Below are 17283 nucleotides of genomic sequence, written 5' to 3'. Positions count from 1 at the left end.
CTCACAGAAATAGTCCGAGGTTGGGAGTGGCGATCGCCACTTCGGTCAAGAGGATCTCCCGGGACAGGAGTCGTGGCCCATCAGCCGTGATGCGGAGTTCGTCGTTGCGCCGGTACGGGATGAGGTCGAAGTGCGGATCGATCCCACGCTGTCGATAGAGCAGCACGGCGCTCGAGACGGCAATGACGTCGTCTCGATCCGTCTGTCGGGCCAAGACCGACCCGACCAGACGCATGGTGCGAGAGGGCGGAATCTCCGAGTAAGCCTTGCCAGTGCTCAGACGGTCGATGCGTAGACGTACGTGGGCCAGGGTGTCGCGGACCCGGAACGCGGCGCGATCGACCTCGTCCGATCGCTGCTCGGTCGCCTGCCTGATCGGGATCACGTACAGCAGTTCGGGATCCAGGAGCTGATACCAGTCTTCCTCGCGAGCTTCATCGAGCAACTTCGATTCGAGAGCCAGGAATTGAGTCGCGATGTTTTGCCGTTCGGCATCCGCCAGAGGGCTCTGGTGCACAGCTGGTGGCGCGTGCCCGGTCGTGTCGATGGTGGTCATCGTGAATGGCGCCCTTCGGTCGTCGCGGATGATGCGTCGCCACGCATGACGGCAAGCCAGTGCCGGTAGAAATTCAACTGAGTGAGTTCCCCAAAGCCGGTGGGGCGCTTGATGCCTGGACCGTGATAGTCGGGGTCGGGTGTGACGTCGACCGTGGTTCGACCGGCCTGCTCGAAGTTGAAGCTCAAATTCTCGCGTTGCATCCACGCGCTCTTCGCCGCGCGAGCGGCGCCCTCCCAGGCGACGGTGTCGTCCGTTTCGAAGTTACCGGCGGATCCGAAGGTCAACTGTCCCGTCACATAGGAATCGAGCTTCTCCTGATCGCTTTGGCACTCGTAGACGAACTGCCAATTCCACAACTCCATCTTTCCCGGCGCGATCGGCTGCCACACCCGGATAGAGGTGACGACCGCCGGAGGGCCGCCCGGAAGGGTAGGGGAGCCGACGCGTATGTAACTGAAGTTCGGGAAGATGGTGCCAATCGTCGGCGGGTTGGTCTCGAGGACGTACCGCTGAGCGTCGTCGAGGACCGAAAGGTCGAACTGAGCGGCGGTCTCTGGTGAATAGCCCCACAGCGGCAGACCGACCTTCGCCCATGGAAAGCCGATCGTCGCGTGGCCGTTGCCAAGTTCGTAGGCGTGCATCATCTCCGCGTTGGAACCCAGCCCCTGGATCATCTGCACCTCTTCGTTACTCCAGTGCAAACTGTCGGCATGGTAGGCATCACCGGAGAAGTTCTCGGCGCCGGCTTTCCAGTCCGCATTGACTTGATACCGCTCGGGCGGCCCCGCCACCTTCACACCGCCGGGTGCCAAGTTCACCAGGATGTCGAGCATCCAGCCTCCCCCGCCCAGATACTCGTCGAGCGACGGACCTTCGTGCGCTAGCGACGCGAAGATGAAGCCGGACCGGACGTCGACCCGCGGGGCCCTCTTCAAACCCCATTCCTTGGGGTCCAGCCGCGTTCCGTACGCCTCGCGCATGTGAGGCGTGCCGACGAGGTCGCCGTTGTTGGAGTATGTCCAGCCGTGGTACGGGCATTTGAAGAAGCGCGAATTCCCGGTGTCGGTCTGGCATACCTGGGTGCCGCGGTGGCGGCAGTAGTTGGACAACACGTTGATCCCACCGGTGCCGTCGCGCGTGACGATCACGGGATCGAGGCCGATGCGGCGCTGGACGAAGTCACCAGCCGTGGGGATCTCGCTCTCGTGCGCGACGAAGACCCAGCAAGTGCCGAAGACCTGGTCCAGTTCGGCGCGGAATATCGCGTCGTTGTTCCAGATCTCGGCCGGTACCCGATGTTCCTCGAGCTCCGTCTCGACACGGTCGAGGATCCGAGAGACTTCCGGGGCAATGGTGGGCGTGATGACGGTCATGTAACTCCTTGCAAGCACCGGGCGGATCAAGGTGACGCTCGTGATGGTGGACCCATCGTATGACCGCCATCACAGTGCCGGAAGGCGTAACTTTCGATGCCCGACAATTGATGTCATCGATGGAAGACCGCACTCGCGCCAGCGTCGCGGGAGCCCGGATCCGCGCGCGGTATCGATGTCGTCGATGGTCGAGCATTCACGAGAATCGTTTGTCGCGGCTCCCAGCGGCGTCCTAGCCTGACGTTGGCGCAGCGGGTCTCCCGCACTATCCGTGTTCGCGGGACGCCCAAACCCCGACGAGGTGGTTCCATTGACGCTATTGCTCGACGACCGGGCCGTCCGAGATTCATTCGGCTGGGCACCGGCAATCGATGCCCTCCGCGCTGCGTATGCCGGCGATGTCGCAGACTCCCGCTATCCCGAGCGGTCGATGGCTCGCGGTGACGGCAGCTGGCTCCGGACGCTCACCGGGGTATCGGCGGACAACGGTCTCATGGGCGCCAAACTCATTGCGGCGTCCATGAAGTCCCGTCAGGTGTCCTATCTGATTCCCTTGTTCGACGAGCACACCGCCGAGCTCGTGGCTCTGATGGACGGTCAGTCGATCACCGGGTTCCGCACCGCCGCGACCTCGGCGGTCGCCGCTGACCTCCTGGCGATCGCCGGCGACCTCGACGTTGCCGTCATCGGCTCTGGCTTCGAGGCCAACAAGCACCTTCGCGCCGTAACGGCAGCACGCGCCCTGTCCTCGGTCAGCGTCTGGAGCCCCCGTGCGGAGAGCCGGTCTCGGTTCGTCGCGGATCTGGATGATCTGGAACTGCCCTTGACCGCTGCCCAAGACGCCGAAAGTGCAGTCGGCGCAGCCAACCTGGTGATCTGTGCGGCCCGTTCGCGCGACGAATCACCCACCGTCCGTGGTGCGTGGCTCCGGCCCGGAACCACCGTTGTATCCGTCGGATCGACTCTTCCCGAACAACGCGAGGTCGACGTCGAGCTACTGGTTCGCGCTGAGCTCATCGTCGCTGACATGGTCGATGAGGTTCTGCACGACACCGGGGATGCGTTGGCAGCCAAAGCAGCCGGCGTCGATCTCGGATCGAAGACCATCTCACTGGCAGACCTCGTGGCGGGCCGACATCCGGGCCGTACGAGCAGCGACCAAATCCTGGTGTACAAGTCGGTGGGCTCAGCCGTGCAGGACATCGCCGTCGCAGCCATGTGTCTGGCCGAGGCCCGACGCCTTGGACGCGGAGTCCCGCTCCCCGTCTCGATCCCCCCCGTCCAAAAATAGAGGCGCAGCCATGACTTCTCGGATGACCACACAGGAATCCAGCCTCGGACTCGCCGACCCATCGCTGGTCAAGTCGTCCTCCTACGTCGACGGGCAGTGGCTCACCCGCGACGGCGGCGAACGGCTCGTCGTGCACAATCCGTCCACCGGCGAACCGATTGCCGATCTGCCGTCGGCCAGCGCGGACGAGACCCGCCGCGCCGTCGAGGCTGCCCAGCGCGCGTTGCCCGCCTGGCGCGGCCTCTCCGGCACAGAGCGTTCAAAGGTCATGCGTCGATGGTTCGAGCTGGTCCGGGACAACACCGAGGACCTGGCGCGGCTCATCGTTCTCGAAGAGGGCAAGCCCCTGGCCGAGGCCGTCAGCGAGATGAACTATGCGGCGTCCTTCATCGAGTGGTTCGGCGAGGAGGCCAAACGCGTGCGCGGCGACATCTTTCCCGCTCCCGAGTCGTCTCGACGAGTCGTCGTGCTCAGGGAGGCGATTGGCGTGTGCGCTGCCATCACACCGTGGAACTTCCCCGCCGCCATGATCACTCGCAAGGCTGCCCCCGGACTCGCCGCCGGATGCACGATGGTGGTCAAGCCCGCCGAGCAGACGCCGCTGACAGCACTGGCCCTCGCCGAGCTCGCTGAACGAGCTGGCGTGCCGGCTGGAGTGCTCAGCATCGTGGTCGGCGATGCCCGCGAAATCGGTCCGGCCCTGACTGCCAACCCCATCGTCCGCAAAGTCAGTTTCACCGGCTCGACCGAGGTGGGTCGGCTCCTGCTCGCCCAAGCGGCGGAAACCGTCAAGAAGACCTCGATGGAGCTCGGCGGCAACGCGCCGGTCCTCGTCTTCGACGATGCCGATCTCGATCAGGCGGTCGCCGGCGCAATCGCCACCAAGTACCGCAATACGGGCCAGGCCTGTATCAGCGCCAACCGGGTCTATGTCCAGTCTGGGATCTATCAGCGGTTCGCCGAAGCGTTGACACGCAAGGTCAAAAACCTTGTGGTCGGCGACGGATTCGACGCAGGTGTCCAGCAGGGTCCGCTCATCGACGTCGACGCGGTCACGAAGGTCGAGGAGCACGTGGCCGACGCGGCCAGCCTGGGTGCGCGCGTGCTCTGCGGCGGTCGGCGTCACGGTCGCGGCGGCTTGTTCTTTGAACCGACGGTTCTGGCCGATGTCGACTCCACGATGCGCATCACCCGCGAGGAGACATTCGGGCCCGTGACCCCGCTCATCCGGTTCGAGGACGAGTCCGATGCGATCCGCATGGCCAACGACACCGAGTTCGGGCTGGCCGCATACCTCTTCACTCGCGACGCTGAACGGACGTGGCGGGTCAGCGCGGCCCTCGAGGCGGGAATGATCGGCATCAACACCGGCCTCATCTCCAACGAGATCGCGCCCTTCGGTGGCGTGAAACAGTCGGGTCTGGGCCGAGAAGGATCGGTCTATGGGATCGACGAGTACATGGAAATGAAGTACCTCGCCTGGGAGGGCGCTGGAGCGTTGTAGAAATCGCTTCCCGGACAAAGAACTTCGCCCTTGAACAACCCCCGAGAGGAAAATCCATGGCTGCTTACACCCGTACCGAGGCCCGCGAATGGGCCCGCGAGAAGCTCATCGGCGCCGTCAACTGCACCATCCCGTCGTTCACGAGCGACCTGAAATCCCTCAACGAGGCAGGCATCCGCCACGACATCCGCCTCGCGAAGGAACACGGCTTCCTAGGGACGCTGGGTGTCTCCGAGGTCAACATCACCCTGCCCGAATACCTGGAATTTCTTCGCATCATCCGCGATGAAGCCGGCACGGACTTGGTCGTCGTACACCACGGCAGCTGGAGCACCCTCGCCGACAACATCGAGGCCGTTCGGGGCGCCGAGGAAGCCGGCGCAGATCTCGTGCTGCTGTCGTACCCGCCGAACTTCTATCCAGAGACTGAGCAGGAGGTCTACGACTACACGAAGGCGGTGTGCGACGCGACAGATCTCGCCGTCATCGTCTTTCCGATGTACCTGTGGGGCTTCAGCCCTCGAATCCACCCGTCGGACATCCCCAGCCGCCTGATTCGTCGCCTACTAGACGACTGCCCCAACATCGCCGTCATCAAAGCTGAAGGCGGGTTTCCCTACATTCAGGGAATCATCGAGTGCCACAGGCTATTCGGCGACAAAGTCGTCATCTCCGTGCCCATCGAGGCCGATCTGATCCCGCTTTCACAAATCATGCCCATCCAGCTCTCGGCAACCAGTGACCACGAGTTCTACGGCCCCGTCATCCCGCGGGTAATGAGCCTGCTCGCTAACGGCGAGAATGATGATGCCGCCGAACTGTTTTGGCAGACGCATCCCGCTCGCAAGGCGAAGGCAGCCCTGGCGCCGTCGCTCAATGGTGGCGCGTTCATCAATCGCCAGGCGTGGAAGTTCCAGGGCTGGCTACAGGGATACAACGGTGGTCCGCTGCGTCAGCCCACCCAACGAATTCACGACGGTCAAATGCTCGCTCTGCGCAAGGGTCTCACCGACTCCGGCCTCGACCCGTCCATGGACCCGCTCCGCGAGTTCTTCATCGGCCGCAACCCGGCCTGACGCGCGCAATCAGCGCTAAGGCGTAGCCACCAGATTGGCTGCTTGCGTCCGCAGTCGGTCACGGAACCACGCCTGGGCAGGATCCCCATCGAGGCGGCGCAGCCAGATGAGCGTTTCGGTGATCGGCTCCAGCTGCATGGGTGGATCGATGAACTGCAGATTGGCGGCCTTGGCCATGCGTGTCGCAAGTGTCCGCGGAATCAGCGTCACCAATGTGGTGTCGCGCAACATGAAGGGGGCCACGGCGATGCTGGTACTGACCTCGACTCTGCGCGGTATGCCTAGGACATCGAGGTTCGTGTCCCCCAAAGAGGGCCGCCCGTCCTCGAAGGTTGCCGCAAGGTAGGGCATGGCGCTGAACTCCTCGACCGTCATCGCCGAACGGACCGCGCGGTTGGCGGCATCGGCAGCCAGCACGTAGCGATCGCGATAGAGCACCTCGCGACGGACGTCGTCTCTCCAGAGAGCCGGGAACGACGAGATGACCTCTCGAGGCAGCACGATCACGTCGACGCGTCCGCGCAGCATCTCAGCGGGAATGTCAATCGAGACCGTTCGAATCTGCACACGGATGTTCGGGTACGTCGACGAGATCTCGACCAGCAGCGGGTGAAGAAGGGCGGCCGCCGCGAAATCACTGGCGACCACAGAAAACGCATGCTCATCGACCTTCGGGTCGAACGAGCCCAGGGAAGACAACGTCACCTGGAGTTCGGCCAACGTGCTGCTCACCGAGCTGGTCAGTGCGTTCGCGAGTGGGGTGGCGATCATCGTTCGGCCCTGCCGCACCAAAATTGGATCCTTGAAGAGCCTGCGCAGCCGCGCCAGGGTCGAGCTCATCGCAGATTGTCCGATCATCAGGCGCGCAGCCGCCCCGGTGACGCTCCGTTCGGACATCAACGCCTCGAACGCGACCAGCAAGTTGAGATCGACACGGCCCAGCTGTGCCAGAGAAGGGTGTGGCGAAGAGCCGGTTTTGGACGCGATCGGCTCGTTCACCGCGCGCCGCCCGGCATCGGAGACCACGTTTTCCGGGCGGTGATGTCGACGAGCCGTTCTCGGAGCCAGCGATGACTGGGGTCGTCGTCGTTCCGGTCTGCCCAGACCATGGCCTCGACCATCGGCTCCAGCGCCATGGGTGGCGTGAGCACCTTCAACCGCGCGCCCTCGGCGACCGTCGACGCCAAACTGGCGGGAAGAATGGTGACGAGTGGGGTGTCGCGCAGCAGGAATGGGGCAATGCCGAAACCCGTCGTCACCTCCAGGCGCCGCGGAATGCCGAGTCGGTCCAATTGCGTCTCGACGAGCGTGGGGGCATGCCCGTTGCTGCTTGCGAGATAGGGCAGCGACGAAAACTGCTCGAGGGTGATCTCGTTCGAGACCAATGGGTTGGCCGCATCGACGGCGATGACATAGGGGTCGCTGTACAGCGTCTGGTAACCGAAGGAATCGTTGATCGCGTCGGCGGCCAGCGGAACGATCGTCAGATCCACGGCGTCGGCTGTCATGTCGTCTAGAAAGGTCGCAGAAACCGGTTGGATGGACAGCTCGACGTGCGGCGCTGCATTGCGTAGCTCGACCAGTAACGGCTGGAGCACGGCCAGCGCAGCGTACTCACTCGCCATCACGGTGAAGCTGCGACGGTCCCGTTCAGGGTTGAAGACGGGCGGTTCGGTCAGAATCGAATTGAATTGGCTCAGTGCCTCTCGTACCGGAACTACGAGTGCCTCCGCCAGCGGAGTCGGGAACATGGTCCGGCCCCGGCGCTCGAGCACCGGATCATCGAGCAACGCCCGCAATCTCGACAGTGTCGAGCTCATCGCCGACTGTCCGACCGAAAGTCTGCGGGCAGCTGCGGTCACATTCTGCTCGGTCATGAGCACGTCGAACGCCACGAGCAGGTTCAGATCGACCTGTCGAAGATCCATGGGCTGATGGTAGGCCATGAATTGATCGGATCGATAACAAAGCATCGCCAAGCATTGTTGGTGCCACGTGATTGGCGCCACTACCGTTACTTCAACGGCATCCCACCCGGGATGCCGTTGAGAGGTGAGGAGTTCACCGATGGCTTTCGGCTTCAGTCCGATCACGCACCTGCGGCATGTCGGTCTTGCTGTGCCGAACTATGACCAGGCTGTCGAGTTCTACACGAAGGTGTGGGGTCTTCTGCCGATTGCGAGCGATTCAGGGGTGACGTTCTTCGGAACGCCCGCTGATCCAGAGCACTACATCCTGCGCGTACGAGACGACCGACTGAAGCGTCTCGAGCTGATTGCGTTCGCGGCGGAGTCGACCGGTGAGGTCGACCTCTTGGCTGAGCGGTTGGGACGGGCAGGGGTGAAGATCGATCGCGAGCCGGCGGTGTTGACGACCCCGGGAGGTGGGTACGGCCTTCGGTTCTTCGACCTGGACGGCCGTCTCATCGAGGTGTCTGCGGACGTGGAGCAGCGCCCGTTCCGATTGCTCGAGGAGCGGGAGTCGATACCGCGCAAGCTCAGCCACGTCGTGATCAATTCGACGGACGTCCACAAGACCAAGGCGTTCTACGAAAACCATCTGGGATTCCGATTGTCGGATTGGTTGGGCGATCTGATGTGCTTCATGCGCAGCAGTTCGCAGCACCACATTCTCGCGATCACACAGGCGCCGTCCACATCGTTGAACCACATTTCGTTCGAGATGCGTGGGCTCGACGAGTACATGCGGGGCACGGGCCGGATGATTCGCAGTGGCTACCGGCCGCTGTGGGGCCCGGGTCGCCATAGCGCCGGCGACAACACGTTCTCCTACTTCTTCGATCCCCTTGACAACGTGATCGAATACACGACCGAACTCGAACTCGTTGACGAGGCCACTTGGGAGCCAACGACATACGACCCGATGCGTTCTGATACCCAGGACCAGTGGGGCACCGGTGGGGCCATGACCGAGGTAATGCTCCCGGTCATGCTGAAACAGCGCGATGACGGCGGACTCTGGAGCCCCTCACCGGTTTAACGGGCCCGTCGTCCCCATCATTGCCATGAATTCCGCCCATCGCCGACGAAAGGAAACACTCGTGTCTGATCTTGACGGCAAGGTGGCTGTCATCACCGGCGGCGCCAACGGCATAGGCCTGGCCTGTGCGCAGAAGTTGAGTGACGAGGGGGCGAACATCGTAATCGCCGACATCGATCTCACAGCCGCTCAAAAGCGAGCCGACGAACTGCCAACCGACTCGCTCGGCGTCCACCTCGACGTCCGGGACTCAGCCTCTGCCAATGAATTAGCGTCGAGGGTTTCGCGCGAATACGGTCGGGTCGACATCCTCGTCAACAACGCGGGTATGAACATCGGAGCCCGCAACACCACTGACGTGACCGATGAGGAATTCGACCTCCTGATGTCGATCAACGTGCGGGGCACCTTCACGACGACTCGGGCACTTCTGCCGGCCCTCGTCGAGCAGCGCGGCGGCAGCATCATCAACATGTCGTCGATCTGCGGCCACCGTGGCATCGCCCTGATCGCGCCCTACTCGGCGTCGAAGTTCGCCATCGTCGGCATGACCCAGAGCCTCGCAGCCGAACTCGGCCAGTACGACATCACCGTCAACTCCGTCCACCCCGGCATCGTGGCCACCGATCTGCACGTCAAGGTGGTCGAAGAGTTCAGCGGACTCAAGGGCCTCAGCTTCGAAGACGGATGGGACGGCTTTCTTTCCTCGATCCCGCTCGGCCGGCTCCAGACCACCGAGGACATCGGCGACATGGTGGCCTTCCTGACCTCCAAAAAGGCTCGGAACATCACCGGATCGGCGTTCAACGTCGATGGTGGCCTCCTGTTGGCCTAACCATGTCTCCGCGTCAAACCCGTCGCACTGACCGCGATCCCGTCACACGCCACTTGGAGGAGCTCCATGACAGCCGTACTCGACTCAGTGCGCGACGACAGAGCCGCCGTCGACAAGGCCTTTAGCCTGCTTACTGCATTCGGAGACGAGGCCAGCACCGGTGTCGGTGTCAGCGAACTCGCCCGGCGCACAGGCCTGAGCAAATCAACCGCCTACCGCGTGTTGGGGATGCTGGAGCGCAACGCCATGGTGGAACGCATCGGCACCAACTATCGACTGGGCTCCCGGTTACACGAACTGGGCCTGGCGGTGTACCCGCCGGGACACGAGCAGGTGCGCCACCAGCTGATGCCTTTCGTCACCGAACTGTTCGAAGCGACGCACCAGACAGTGCACCTCGCGATGTTGCACGGTACCGATGTCGTCTACCTGGCCAAACTGTACGGACATCGCAACGCGGTTGCACCGTCACGCATCGGCGGGCGCCTACCGGCGCATTGCACTGCCGTCGGCAAGGTCTTGCTGGCCTATGACCCCGCTGCGGTGGAACGGTTTACCAACATCGCGCTCACCGCGCTCACTCCTCACTCGATCACTGATCGCAACGAGCTGGCGCGTGCGCTTGATCGCGTGCGGCGCGAGGGCGTGGCAACCGAGCGCGAGGAGAGCCGCCCCGGGTTGGGCTGCGTTGCGGCACCGGTGTTCGGCCGTAACGGGGTACCGATCGCCGCGTTGTCGGTGTCGGTCCCCTTGTCCGCCGACCTTCGTCCGCTGACGCACAGCTTGCGGCGTGTCTGCGCTTCCGCCTCCCGGACAATGGGCCAGTCTCACCGCGATGGGTGATCAGGTGCCTGGCACTCGATCGAGGTCGGCGTCCACCTGAGTCGCCCACTCCGGTTCTCGCACAAGCAGACTCAACTCCTCACCGGGAACGTCGACGTCGACGACGTGGCGAAAGCCCACCGACTCCGCCGCCGAGATCGCGGCCAGGTCATCAGGCGCAACAGCAACGACAACACGCCGGCAGGCTCGGTCTGCGGCCAGGATCGCAACGCCGAGTTCGTCGAGGAAGACGGTCAGCCGAGATGAGGGCTGGCGTCGGCCGGAGATCCGAATCTCGACATCGTGGGCACCCACCGGGTAGGCGTCGCGCAGAGGACCGCCACTGGCATACCTGGCCACCGCCTCGAGGCATTCGCCGTCGTCATCACGACGGATGATGTCGAGTACGTCTTTCGCTCCGGGTGTGACCGTCCACCCCGGCCCCAAGTCCAGCGACACCCGCTTCACAGGTGGTCACCTCCAGCAGCAGCAGCGAACCCCCGCACGCCGATACCACCGTCGACCGAAATCGCTTGTCCGGTAATGGGTCCGCTCTGCTCGCGGCTGGCCAGCAGAACGTAGGATCCGGTGAAATCTTGGGGATCGGTGCTCGAGTCGTACAGCGGGATTGGCGGCGGCGGATCATCCGGTTTCTTCTTCGCAAAGGACGCCGCCAGTGTGCGGTCCTGCATGTCCAGGGTCGCCGGCCCGCGCAACTCCGTGTTCATCGCCCCACAGGCCACGCCGTTGACGCGGACTTTCGGCGCCAATTCGTATGCGAGCTCACGCATCAGCCCGAGGCACGCGTGCTTGCTGGCCGTGTAGATCGGCCCGCCGCCGTTGACGTAAAACGAGGCGTTGGACAAGGTCATCACGATGCTGCCGCGGGTCTTGACTAGCTCCCGCCACGCTGCCTCAGCGGCCAGCAGATAACCCTTGACGTTGATGTCGAACAGCTCGTCGAAGGTCGCACTGAGTTGCGCGCCGGTCATCCGGGTCAGCTGCCGGTGGTAATCCCAGATCCCGGCGTTGGCCACTAGCGTGTCGAGCTTCCCGAAACGGTCAACGGTCTCGTCGACCGCGCGATGCAGCTCCTCCGAATCGCGCACGTCCGCGCTGATCGCATGCAGCTTGGCCGGATCGGCGCTGGCCTCGATGGCGGCGTGCAGCGCGTCGGGGTCGCGACCGAGGATGGTGACCGAGGCGCCCTCGGCGATGAATCGTTCGGCGACGGCCCGCCCGATCCCGGTGCCCCCGCCGGTGATCAGTGTGACGTATCCCTGCAGCCAGCCGGTCACCGCAACTCCGTCAGGAACTGCGCCACCAGCAGTTCGAAATCGCGCTGACGCTCCAGCTGCACCCAGTGCCCGCAGTTGCCGAACACGTGCAGCTGCACGTTGCGAATCTGTTTGAGCATGATCTGAGATCCGTCGAGGGTGATGGTGCGGTCATCACGGCCCCACAACAGCAGGGTGGGCGCGGTGATCTCGTGCAGATCACGCCACAGCGGATCCATGCCGTGTCGCTTACCGAAGGCGGCGTTGTACCGGTGATAGAACTCGATGTGGCTGGGGTCCAGCGATGCCTCGTACCGCGCCTTGACGACGTCAGCACCGAACTGCCTGTGGTCGAAGACCATGGCGCGGATGAAGTTCGACATCTTCTTCTCGCTGGGGCCATCACCGTTGTAGTAGCGGAACATCTCCTTTTGCCCCTCGGTCGGAGTGGGGCCGAACGGCAGCCAGCCACCCCCGGGGGCCATCAGCACCAGTCCGGTGATCCGATCCGGCTGCGCTTGTGCCATCGCGATGGCCGCCGCACCGCCAAGGCTGTTGCCCAGCAGGTGAAACCGGTCGACACCGACAGCGTCGAGCGCCTCGAACAGCGCGCCGACCGAGATCTGGGTGATCGACTGAGCGTCGAGGTCGGCCTCGGTGGGGCGGTAGCTGCCGCCGAACCCGGGCTGATCGGGCAGCACGACCCGGAACCTCTTGGCCAGCGCAGGCAGGTTCTGATGATAGTTGCTGACCCCGGAGGCTCCCGGCCCGCCGCCGTGCAACATGACCAGGACGGGTCCCTCGCCGGTCTCCGCCATGGCGATGTCCCCGTAGGAGGTGGTTACCGTCCGCGTGAGCAACGTGGGCATTTCGTCGATCTCAGTGTCGAATTGCGTGCTGGCCACCGGCACGTCCTTTCACTCGTCGGTTCGGAAGGAAGCTCGTCGATTCAGAAGAAGGTCGATTCAGAAGAAGGTGGAGATGTTCTTGGCCAGCAGGACGCTTTGGTCGAGCAGGATGACTCTGCGGGCGACCTTCAACCCGCCGTCGGGGCTGCGATGCAGGATGTCGGTGCGGCACCCCGCGAACACGTTCTCCTCGCGTTCGAGGCGGTTGCGATACACCAGGAACGCCGACCGGGCGGCGAGATCAGAGCCACTCCCCTGATCCGAATCGACATGGTGCACCACGACGTTGGTGACCAGGTGCCGGGTCCGCGAGGGCGGGTCCTCGGCCCAGGCCATGCCGGAATCGAACCGCCGGATCCGCCAGGCCAGACTCTCCTTGGTCTCGTCGTAGAACGCGGCCTCGCCCCGTGCCGAGATCGAAAGCGCCTGTTGGCGACGCAACCGGTTGGTTCTGGTGGGCATCCAGTAGTCGAGGTCGTCGGCCAACAGATCGAGCCAGTCGGTGAAGCGTCCGTCGTCGAGCAACTCAGCCTCGGTGTAGTAGAACTGCTCGACGTCGAAGTGAATGTCGTGGCTGGCCCGCCGCGCACCGTCGATGCTGGCCAATATCGTTGCCGCGCTCGTCATGTCCGTACTCTCCGTGTCGTCGTCATCGTTTGATCAGCCTGCGTAGGTCTACCGATCGATCGCCTAGTTCGGCCGCGGATACCGTGATGCCACGGTCGATCATCCGGCGCGCGGCCCGAACGGACGCGGAGTCGTCGACCGCCACCGCGCCGGCAACCCGCCCGCCGCGAAATCCGAAGCACGCGTAGGGCTGCTCACCGAGGCGACCCCGAGACGCGAAGTCGTCAGCACCAGTGAGGTTTCCGACGACCTCGATGTGTGTCCCGTATCGGTCGGTCCAGAACCAGGACGCGCCGGCAGCTGGCGGTGGCACGCCGAGGATCGTCGCGGCCGCGCGCTGTGCGTCGTGCTGGGCCGCCTCCCAGTGCTCGCTGCGGTGCAACAGGACACCGCCGGCACAGGTGCGCGCGACATCGCCGACCGCGAGGACCGCCGGATTCGACGTCACCTGCATCGGGTCGACGACGATCCCTCCGTCTACCGTCAGTCCGGCATCGCGAGCCAGCGTGGTCGCCGGGGCCATCCCTACGGCCAGCACGACCGCGTCGAACACCCGCGGCTCGGCGCCGGCCAGTACAGCGGCGATTCCGTCTGGCGAGTCCTGGAACGACTCGACGACACCGCGCAGCACCGTGGCACCGTGGGCGGTGTGCATGCCGTGCAACCAGGAAGCGATCTCGTCACCGACCACGGCGGCCAGCGGCGCCGCGACCGGGTCGACGATCGTCACGTCGCAGCCCAAATGCAATGCCGTGGAAGCAACTTCAGCGCCGACCAGGCCGGCACCGACGATTAGCAGGCGCCCACCGGGCACCAGTGCGGTGCGCAGTTGGTCAGCGTCCTGCGCGCTGCGCAGCGTATGCACCCGCGGGCTCTGCGCACCCGGGATCGGCGGCCGAAACGCGTGACCGCCAGTTGCGAGCACGACCTTGTCCGCCCGGACCGCGCTGCCGTCGGCGAGCTCGACCACACCCAGACCGGGCCGCAACGCCCCCACCGAACTGTGTGCCATCAACTGCACCTGGTGGTCGTCGAACCACTCCGGAGGCTGCAGGGCAATGCTCTTCAATTCGACATCACCGGCCAAGTAGGCCTTCGACAGAGGGGGCCGGTCATAGGGGAACTCCCCTTCGTCGATCAGAACGACGTCCCCGTCGAAGCCGCCGGCCCGCAGCGCCGCGATGACACTCACGCCGCCGACACCACCTCCGACGACCGCGATCCGGTCGGTCATCAGGGTCTCTCTCCCGGATAGAGGAACACCTGGCCGTCGTGCACCTCGACCCGGTGCGGGCAGGCGTCCTTGGTGGCCGGCAGACCGTCGACCGCACCGGTCTTGAGACAGAACCTGCTGGAATGCAGTGGGCACTCCACCTGACCGCCCTCGACCCACCCCTCGGCCAACGAGGCCTCGGCGTGGGTGCAGGTGTTGTCCAGTGCCCACACGCTGCCGTCGTCGTCGCGCAGCAGAGCCACGTCGTCATCGGTGCCGGTGATCGACCGTGCGACGACGATGCCCTCGCCCTCGGGGATATCGACGACGGCGGCGACGCGGATGCCCTCACTCATCGGCGGCCTTGCGTTCGTGCCACGCCGGGGTGTTCATCAGGTCACGCCAGTGCGCGTAGAACGAGCGCGCGGCAGCATCGCTGTACAGCTCACTGGTCATTCCGGGGTGGCGCCCGTCTTCGCGTTCGGATCCCAGCCCCATCTGATAGTTCAGCTGGACGGAATTCGTGATGAATCCGTGCGCGAAGGCCTGCGCCTCACTCCAGTTCTCACCGTCGTCCTGTTCGAAGATTCCGCTGGGACCGAAGGTGCGCAGGTTGTAGAGGCGCTGCGCCTCCCGCACGTGCTCTGGCATCGACTTGTCCAAGATGCACCACGCCCAGACCTCCATCTGGTCAGGTCCTTTCGGGTGCGACACCCGAATCGACCCGTTGACCGGCAGGTAGGAGAAGTTCGGGAACACCGTGCCGTGCCCGGTCGTCAACGGGCCTTCCACGCGTTCGTCGCCCAGCCGCAGCCGTAGAGCGGCGTAGTCCATCCACTCGTGCACGGTCTGGGCGTCGAACCGGTTGCGTGGATGCACCGGAAAGCCGTGCCCGTGCCCCCTCGGGTCGACGTACTGCCGTCCAGTGCGGTGCACCACTTCGGCCTTGGGCTTCCCACCCGCCAGCACCGTCAGTGCAGAGCCGTGGCTCATGTTCACGTGGTACCAGTCGCTGGCGGCCTGTTCGGCGGCGAGCTTCCAGTTGCCCTCCACCACCCATTTCTCCACGCCGCCGACGACGACGGTGCCTTCCGGGTCGTGGTCGAGCATCGCGTCCAAGTACCAGGTCATCCCGCCAAGCGCGTCATGCAAGCTACTTGCGCCGGGATCCCAGTTGCCGAAGATCAACCCGTGGTAGGAGTCCACGTTCGGCACCTCGACCAAACCCCAGTCACCGGCCTGGAAAGTGTCGGGGTAGCCCTCCTTGTTCGGGATGCTGATCAACTTGCCCTCCAGGTCATACGCCCACCCGTGGTACGTGCAGGTGAAGCTGCGGGTGGCGCCAGTCTCCGCACGGCAAACCCGCACGCCCCGGTGCCGGCACGAGTTCAGAAACGCCCGGATCTTGCGGTTCTTGTCCATCGTGACGATCACCGGGTCCTCACCCATATAGGTGGTGAAGAAGTCGCCGGGCTTGTGGAACTGGTCGGTATGGGCGAGGAACAGCCAGTGGGTGGCGAAGATCCGCCGCTGCTCCTGCCGGTAGATCAGTTCATCGGTGAACAACGCGCGGTCCAGCAGCCCACCCTCGGCGTCGACGAGACCCGACACGTCGAGGGTGCGCTCGAGTTCAGCGGGACGTCGTAGCGTCGTTCCCGGCGGCGACGTGAGTGCCCGGCCCTCGGCGCCCGGCTGCATGGTGGAAGTCATGCGGACCACACAACCCCGGTCGCCCAACGAATTCCAGCGATCGTTTCGCACAACGGCACGCCGACTGTGAATCGACGCACGACACCGCCAAGGTTGACGATGTGCTTGCCGCAGTCGCTGTCTCACAGAATCCACATGACCCCCTGGAGGGGCTCGAACTTCGCGATGTACCGAAACCGCAGCCCCGGCCGGGATGGGCAGTGGTGCGGGTGGCGGCCTCGGCGCTGAACATGCACGACCTGTGGACCCTGCGCGGTGTCGGGCATCCCGCAGAACGCCTGCCGATGGTGCTGGGTTGTGACGTGTCGGGGTACGACGAGGACGGCAACCCGGTGATCGTTCACGCGGTCATCGCCGATCCTGACGCCGGCGGCGGAGACGAGACACTGGATCCCAACCGTGCGCTGTTGACCGAGCGGCACCACGGCGGGTTCGCCGAGTACATCTCGGTGCCGCGGCGCAACCTCGTCGCCATGCCGCCGTGGCTCACGCTCGATGAGGCGGCTTGTCTGCCGGTGGCGTGGACGACCGCCTACCGAATGTTGTTCACCCAGGCCAACATCAAGGCCGGCGACCGTGTCCTGGTGCAGGGAGTCGGCGGCGGGGTGTCCTCGGCCGCCATCAAACTGGCGTCGGCGGCAGGCGCCGTCGTCTACGCCACCAGTCGAAGCGAGGCCAAACGCACCGAAGCGCTGAGTTGGGGCGCGCGGGAAGCAGTGCCCAGCGGGGAACGACTGCCCGAGCGGGTCGACGTCGTCATCGAGACAGTCGGTGAAGCCACCTGGTCGCACTCGCTGAAGTCGGTGCGCCCGGGCGGCACCGTCGTGGTCGCCGGCGCGACCACCGGGATGAATCCGCCGGCAGATCTGGGACGCGTCTTCTACCTGCAGTTGAGAATCCTGGGGTCCACGGGAGCCACCCGTGCCGAACTCGAGGCGCTGCTGCGGTTGCTCGACGCCACCGGAACCCGGCCGGTCATCGACCGGACGTTGCCACTTACCGACATCCACAAGGGTTTTCAGCTGATGCTCGACGGCGAGGTCATGGGCAAGGTCGTCATCCATCCGTCGTCCGAGAACTGAGGTATC

The 17283-nt window shown here is 64.5% G+C and carries 18 protein-coding genes; 7 read left to right on the top strand and 11 right to left on the bottom strand.

The genetic code is table 11. The annotated features are described in order from the left end of the window. Position 1: 1 nt before the first annotated feature. Both N536_RS0104765 and N536_RS37475 read right to left on the bottom strand, forming a co-directional pair. Positions 2 to 556 (bottom strand): aromatic-ring-hydroxylating dioxygenase subunit beta, encoded by a 555-nt coding sequence (locus N536_RS0104765; protein ID WP_081809054.1) that lies wholly within the window; start codon positions 554 to 556, stop codon positions 2 to 4. Then, a complete protein-coding gene (locus tag N536_RS37475; protein ID WP_051574253.1) occupies positions 553 to 1932 on the bottom strand; it encodes a Rieske 2Fe-2S domain-containing protein in 1380 nt (459 codons plus the stop codon). Before N536_RS37475 ends, N536_RS0104765 begins: the two co-directional genes overlap by 4 nt. Before the next feature lie 310 nt (positions 1933 to 2242). On the opposite strand from N536_RS37475, the gene N536_RS0104755 reads away from it, so the two are divergent. From N536_RS0104755 to N536_RS0104745, 3 genes are read left to right on the top strand one after another with little or no spacing between them, the layout of a single operon-like run. Further along, on the top strand, positions 2243 to 3223 hold the full coding sequence (locus tag N536_RS0104755) for an ornithine cyclodeaminase family protein (RefSeq protein WP_029112556.1): 981 nt from the start codon (positions 2243 to 2245) through the stop codon (positions 3221 to 3223). A 10-nt stretch (positions 3224 to 3233) separates the two neighbouring features. Beyond that, the gene (locus N536_RS0104750) at positions 3234 to 4727 is read left to right on the top strand and encodes an NAD-dependent succinate-semialdehyde dehydrogenase (protein WP_081809053.1); all 1494 of its coding nucleotides are present in this window, start codon (positions 3234 to 3236) and stop codon (positions 4725 to 4727) included. Positions 4728 to 4783: 56 nt separating this feature from the next. After that, entirely contained in the window at positions 4784 to 5803 is a 1020-nt protein-coding gene (locus N536_RS0104745) for a dihydrodipicolinate synthase family protein (RefSeq protein WP_029112554.1), read from the top strand. A gap of 15 nt (positions 5804 to 5818) precedes the next feature. Here N536_RS0104745 and N536_RS0104740 read toward each other — a convergent pair whose 3' ends face one another. After that, on the bottom strand, positions 5819 to 6802 hold the full coding sequence (locus N536_RS0104740) for a LysR family transcriptional regulator (RefSeq protein ID WP_155948423.1): 984 nt from the start codon (positions 6800 to 6802) through the stop codon (positions 5819 to 5821). Continuing rightward, complete coding sequence (locus N536_RS37470; RefSeq protein WP_051574252.1) at positions 6799 to 7731, bottom strand: LysR family transcriptional regulator; 933 nt, start codon at positions 7729 to 7731, stop codon at positions 6799 to 6801. The genes N536_RS0104740 and N536_RS37470 overlap by 4 nt, the downstream gene beginning before the upstream one ends. Before the next feature lie 139 nt (positions 7732 to 7870). On the opposite strand from N536_RS37470, the gene N536_RS0104730 reads away from it, so the two are divergent. The 3 genes from N536_RS0104730 (at position 7871) to N536_RS0104720 (ending at position 10481) form a co-directional block, all read left to right on the top strand. Beyond that, positions 7871 to 8803: a VOC family protein gene (locus N536_RS0104730; RefSeq protein WP_029112552.1), complete on the top strand. Its 933-nt coding sequence runs from the start codon at positions 7871 to 7873 to the stop codon at positions 8801 to 8803. Continuing rightward, the gene (locus N536_RS0104725; protein WP_081809051.1) at positions 8769 to 9638 is read left to right on the top strand and encodes an SDR family NAD(P)-dependent oxidoreductase; all 870 of its coding nucleotides are present in this window, start codon (positions 8769 to 8771) and stop codon (positions 9636 to 9638) included. Before N536_RS0104730 ends, N536_RS0104725 begins: the two co-directional genes overlap by 35 nt. A gap of 66 nt (positions 9639 to 9704) precedes the next feature. After that, positions 9705 to 10481, top strand: coding sequence for an IclR family transcriptional regulator (locus tag N536_RS0104720; protein WP_029112550.1), 777 nt, complete (start codon positions 9705 to 9707; stop codon positions 10479 to 10481). On the opposite strand, the gene N536_RS0104715 is transcribed toward N536_RS0104720, so the two are convergent. The 7 genes from N536_RS0104715 to N536_RS0104685 form a co-directional block, all read right to left on the bottom strand. Continuing rightward, a complete protein-coding gene (locus N536_RS0104715; protein ID WP_051574250.1) occupies positions 10482 to 10928 on the bottom strand; it encodes a hypothetical protein in 447 nt (148 codons plus the stop codon). It lies immediately after the preceding gene. Then, positions 10925 to 11758 (bottom strand): SDR family NAD(P)-dependent oxidoreductase, encoded by an 834-nt coding sequence (locus N536_RS0104710; RefSeq protein ID WP_029112548.1) that lies wholly within the window; start codon positions 11756 to 11758, stop codon positions 10925 to 10927. Before N536_RS0104710 ends, N536_RS0104715 begins: the two co-directional genes overlap by 4 nt. Beyond that, a complete protein-coding gene (locus N536_RS0104705; RefSeq protein WP_036435600.1) occupies positions 11755 to 12606 on the bottom strand; it encodes an alpha/beta fold hydrolase in 852 nt (283 codons plus the stop codon). The genes N536_RS0104710 and N536_RS0104705 overlap by 4 nt, the downstream gene beginning before the upstream one ends. A gap of 96 nt (positions 12607 to 12702) precedes the next feature. Continuing rightward, complete coding sequence (locus N536_RS0104700; protein WP_036435502.1) at positions 12703 to 13272, bottom strand: 3-phenylpropionate/cinnamic acid dioxygenase subunit beta; 570 nt, start codon at positions 13270 to 13272, stop codon at positions 12703 to 12705. A 22-nt stretch (positions 13273 to 13294) separates the two neighbouring features. Then, on the bottom strand, positions 13295 to 14506 hold the full coding sequence (locus tag N536_RS0104695; protein ID WP_029112545.1) for an NAD(P)/FAD-dependent oxidoreductase: 1212 nt from the start codon (positions 14504 to 14506) through the stop codon (positions 13295 to 13297). Beyond that, a complete protein-coding gene (locus N536_RS0104690; protein WP_029112544.1) occupies positions 14506 to 14841 on the bottom strand; it encodes a non-heme iron oxygenase ferredoxin subunit in 336 nt (111 codons plus the stop codon). Before N536_RS0104690 ends, N536_RS0104695 begins: the two co-directional genes overlap by 1 nt. Further along, positions 14834 to 16009, bottom strand: a complete 1176-nt coding sequence (locus N536_RS0104685) for an aromatic ring-hydroxylating dioxygenase subunit alpha (protein WP_197040076.1) — start codon at positions 16007 to 16009, stop codon at positions 14834 to 14836. Before N536_RS0104685 ends, N536_RS0104690 begins: the two co-directional genes overlap by 8 nt. Before the next feature lie 287 nt (positions 16010 to 16296). Here N536_RS0104685 and N536_RS0104680 point away from each other — a divergent pair, with 287 nt between their 5' ends. Further along, positions 16297 to 17277 carry a quinone oxidoreductase gene (locus N536_RS0104680; protein ID WP_029112542.1) on the top strand — a complete coding sequence of 327 codons (981 nt, stop codon included), beginning with the start codon at positions 16297 to 16299 and terminating at the stop codon, positions 17275 to 17277. Positions 17278 to 17283: the final 6 nt, after the last annotated feature.

This window comes from Mycobacterium sp. URHB0044, from assembly GCF_000620625.1.
GTDB lineage: Bacteria > Actinomycetota > Actinomycetes > Mycobacteriales > Mycobacteriaceae > Mycobacterium.
The sequence above is the reverse complement of the archived record's forward strand: the minus strand, read 5'-3'. Positions and strand labels throughout refer to the sequence as shown.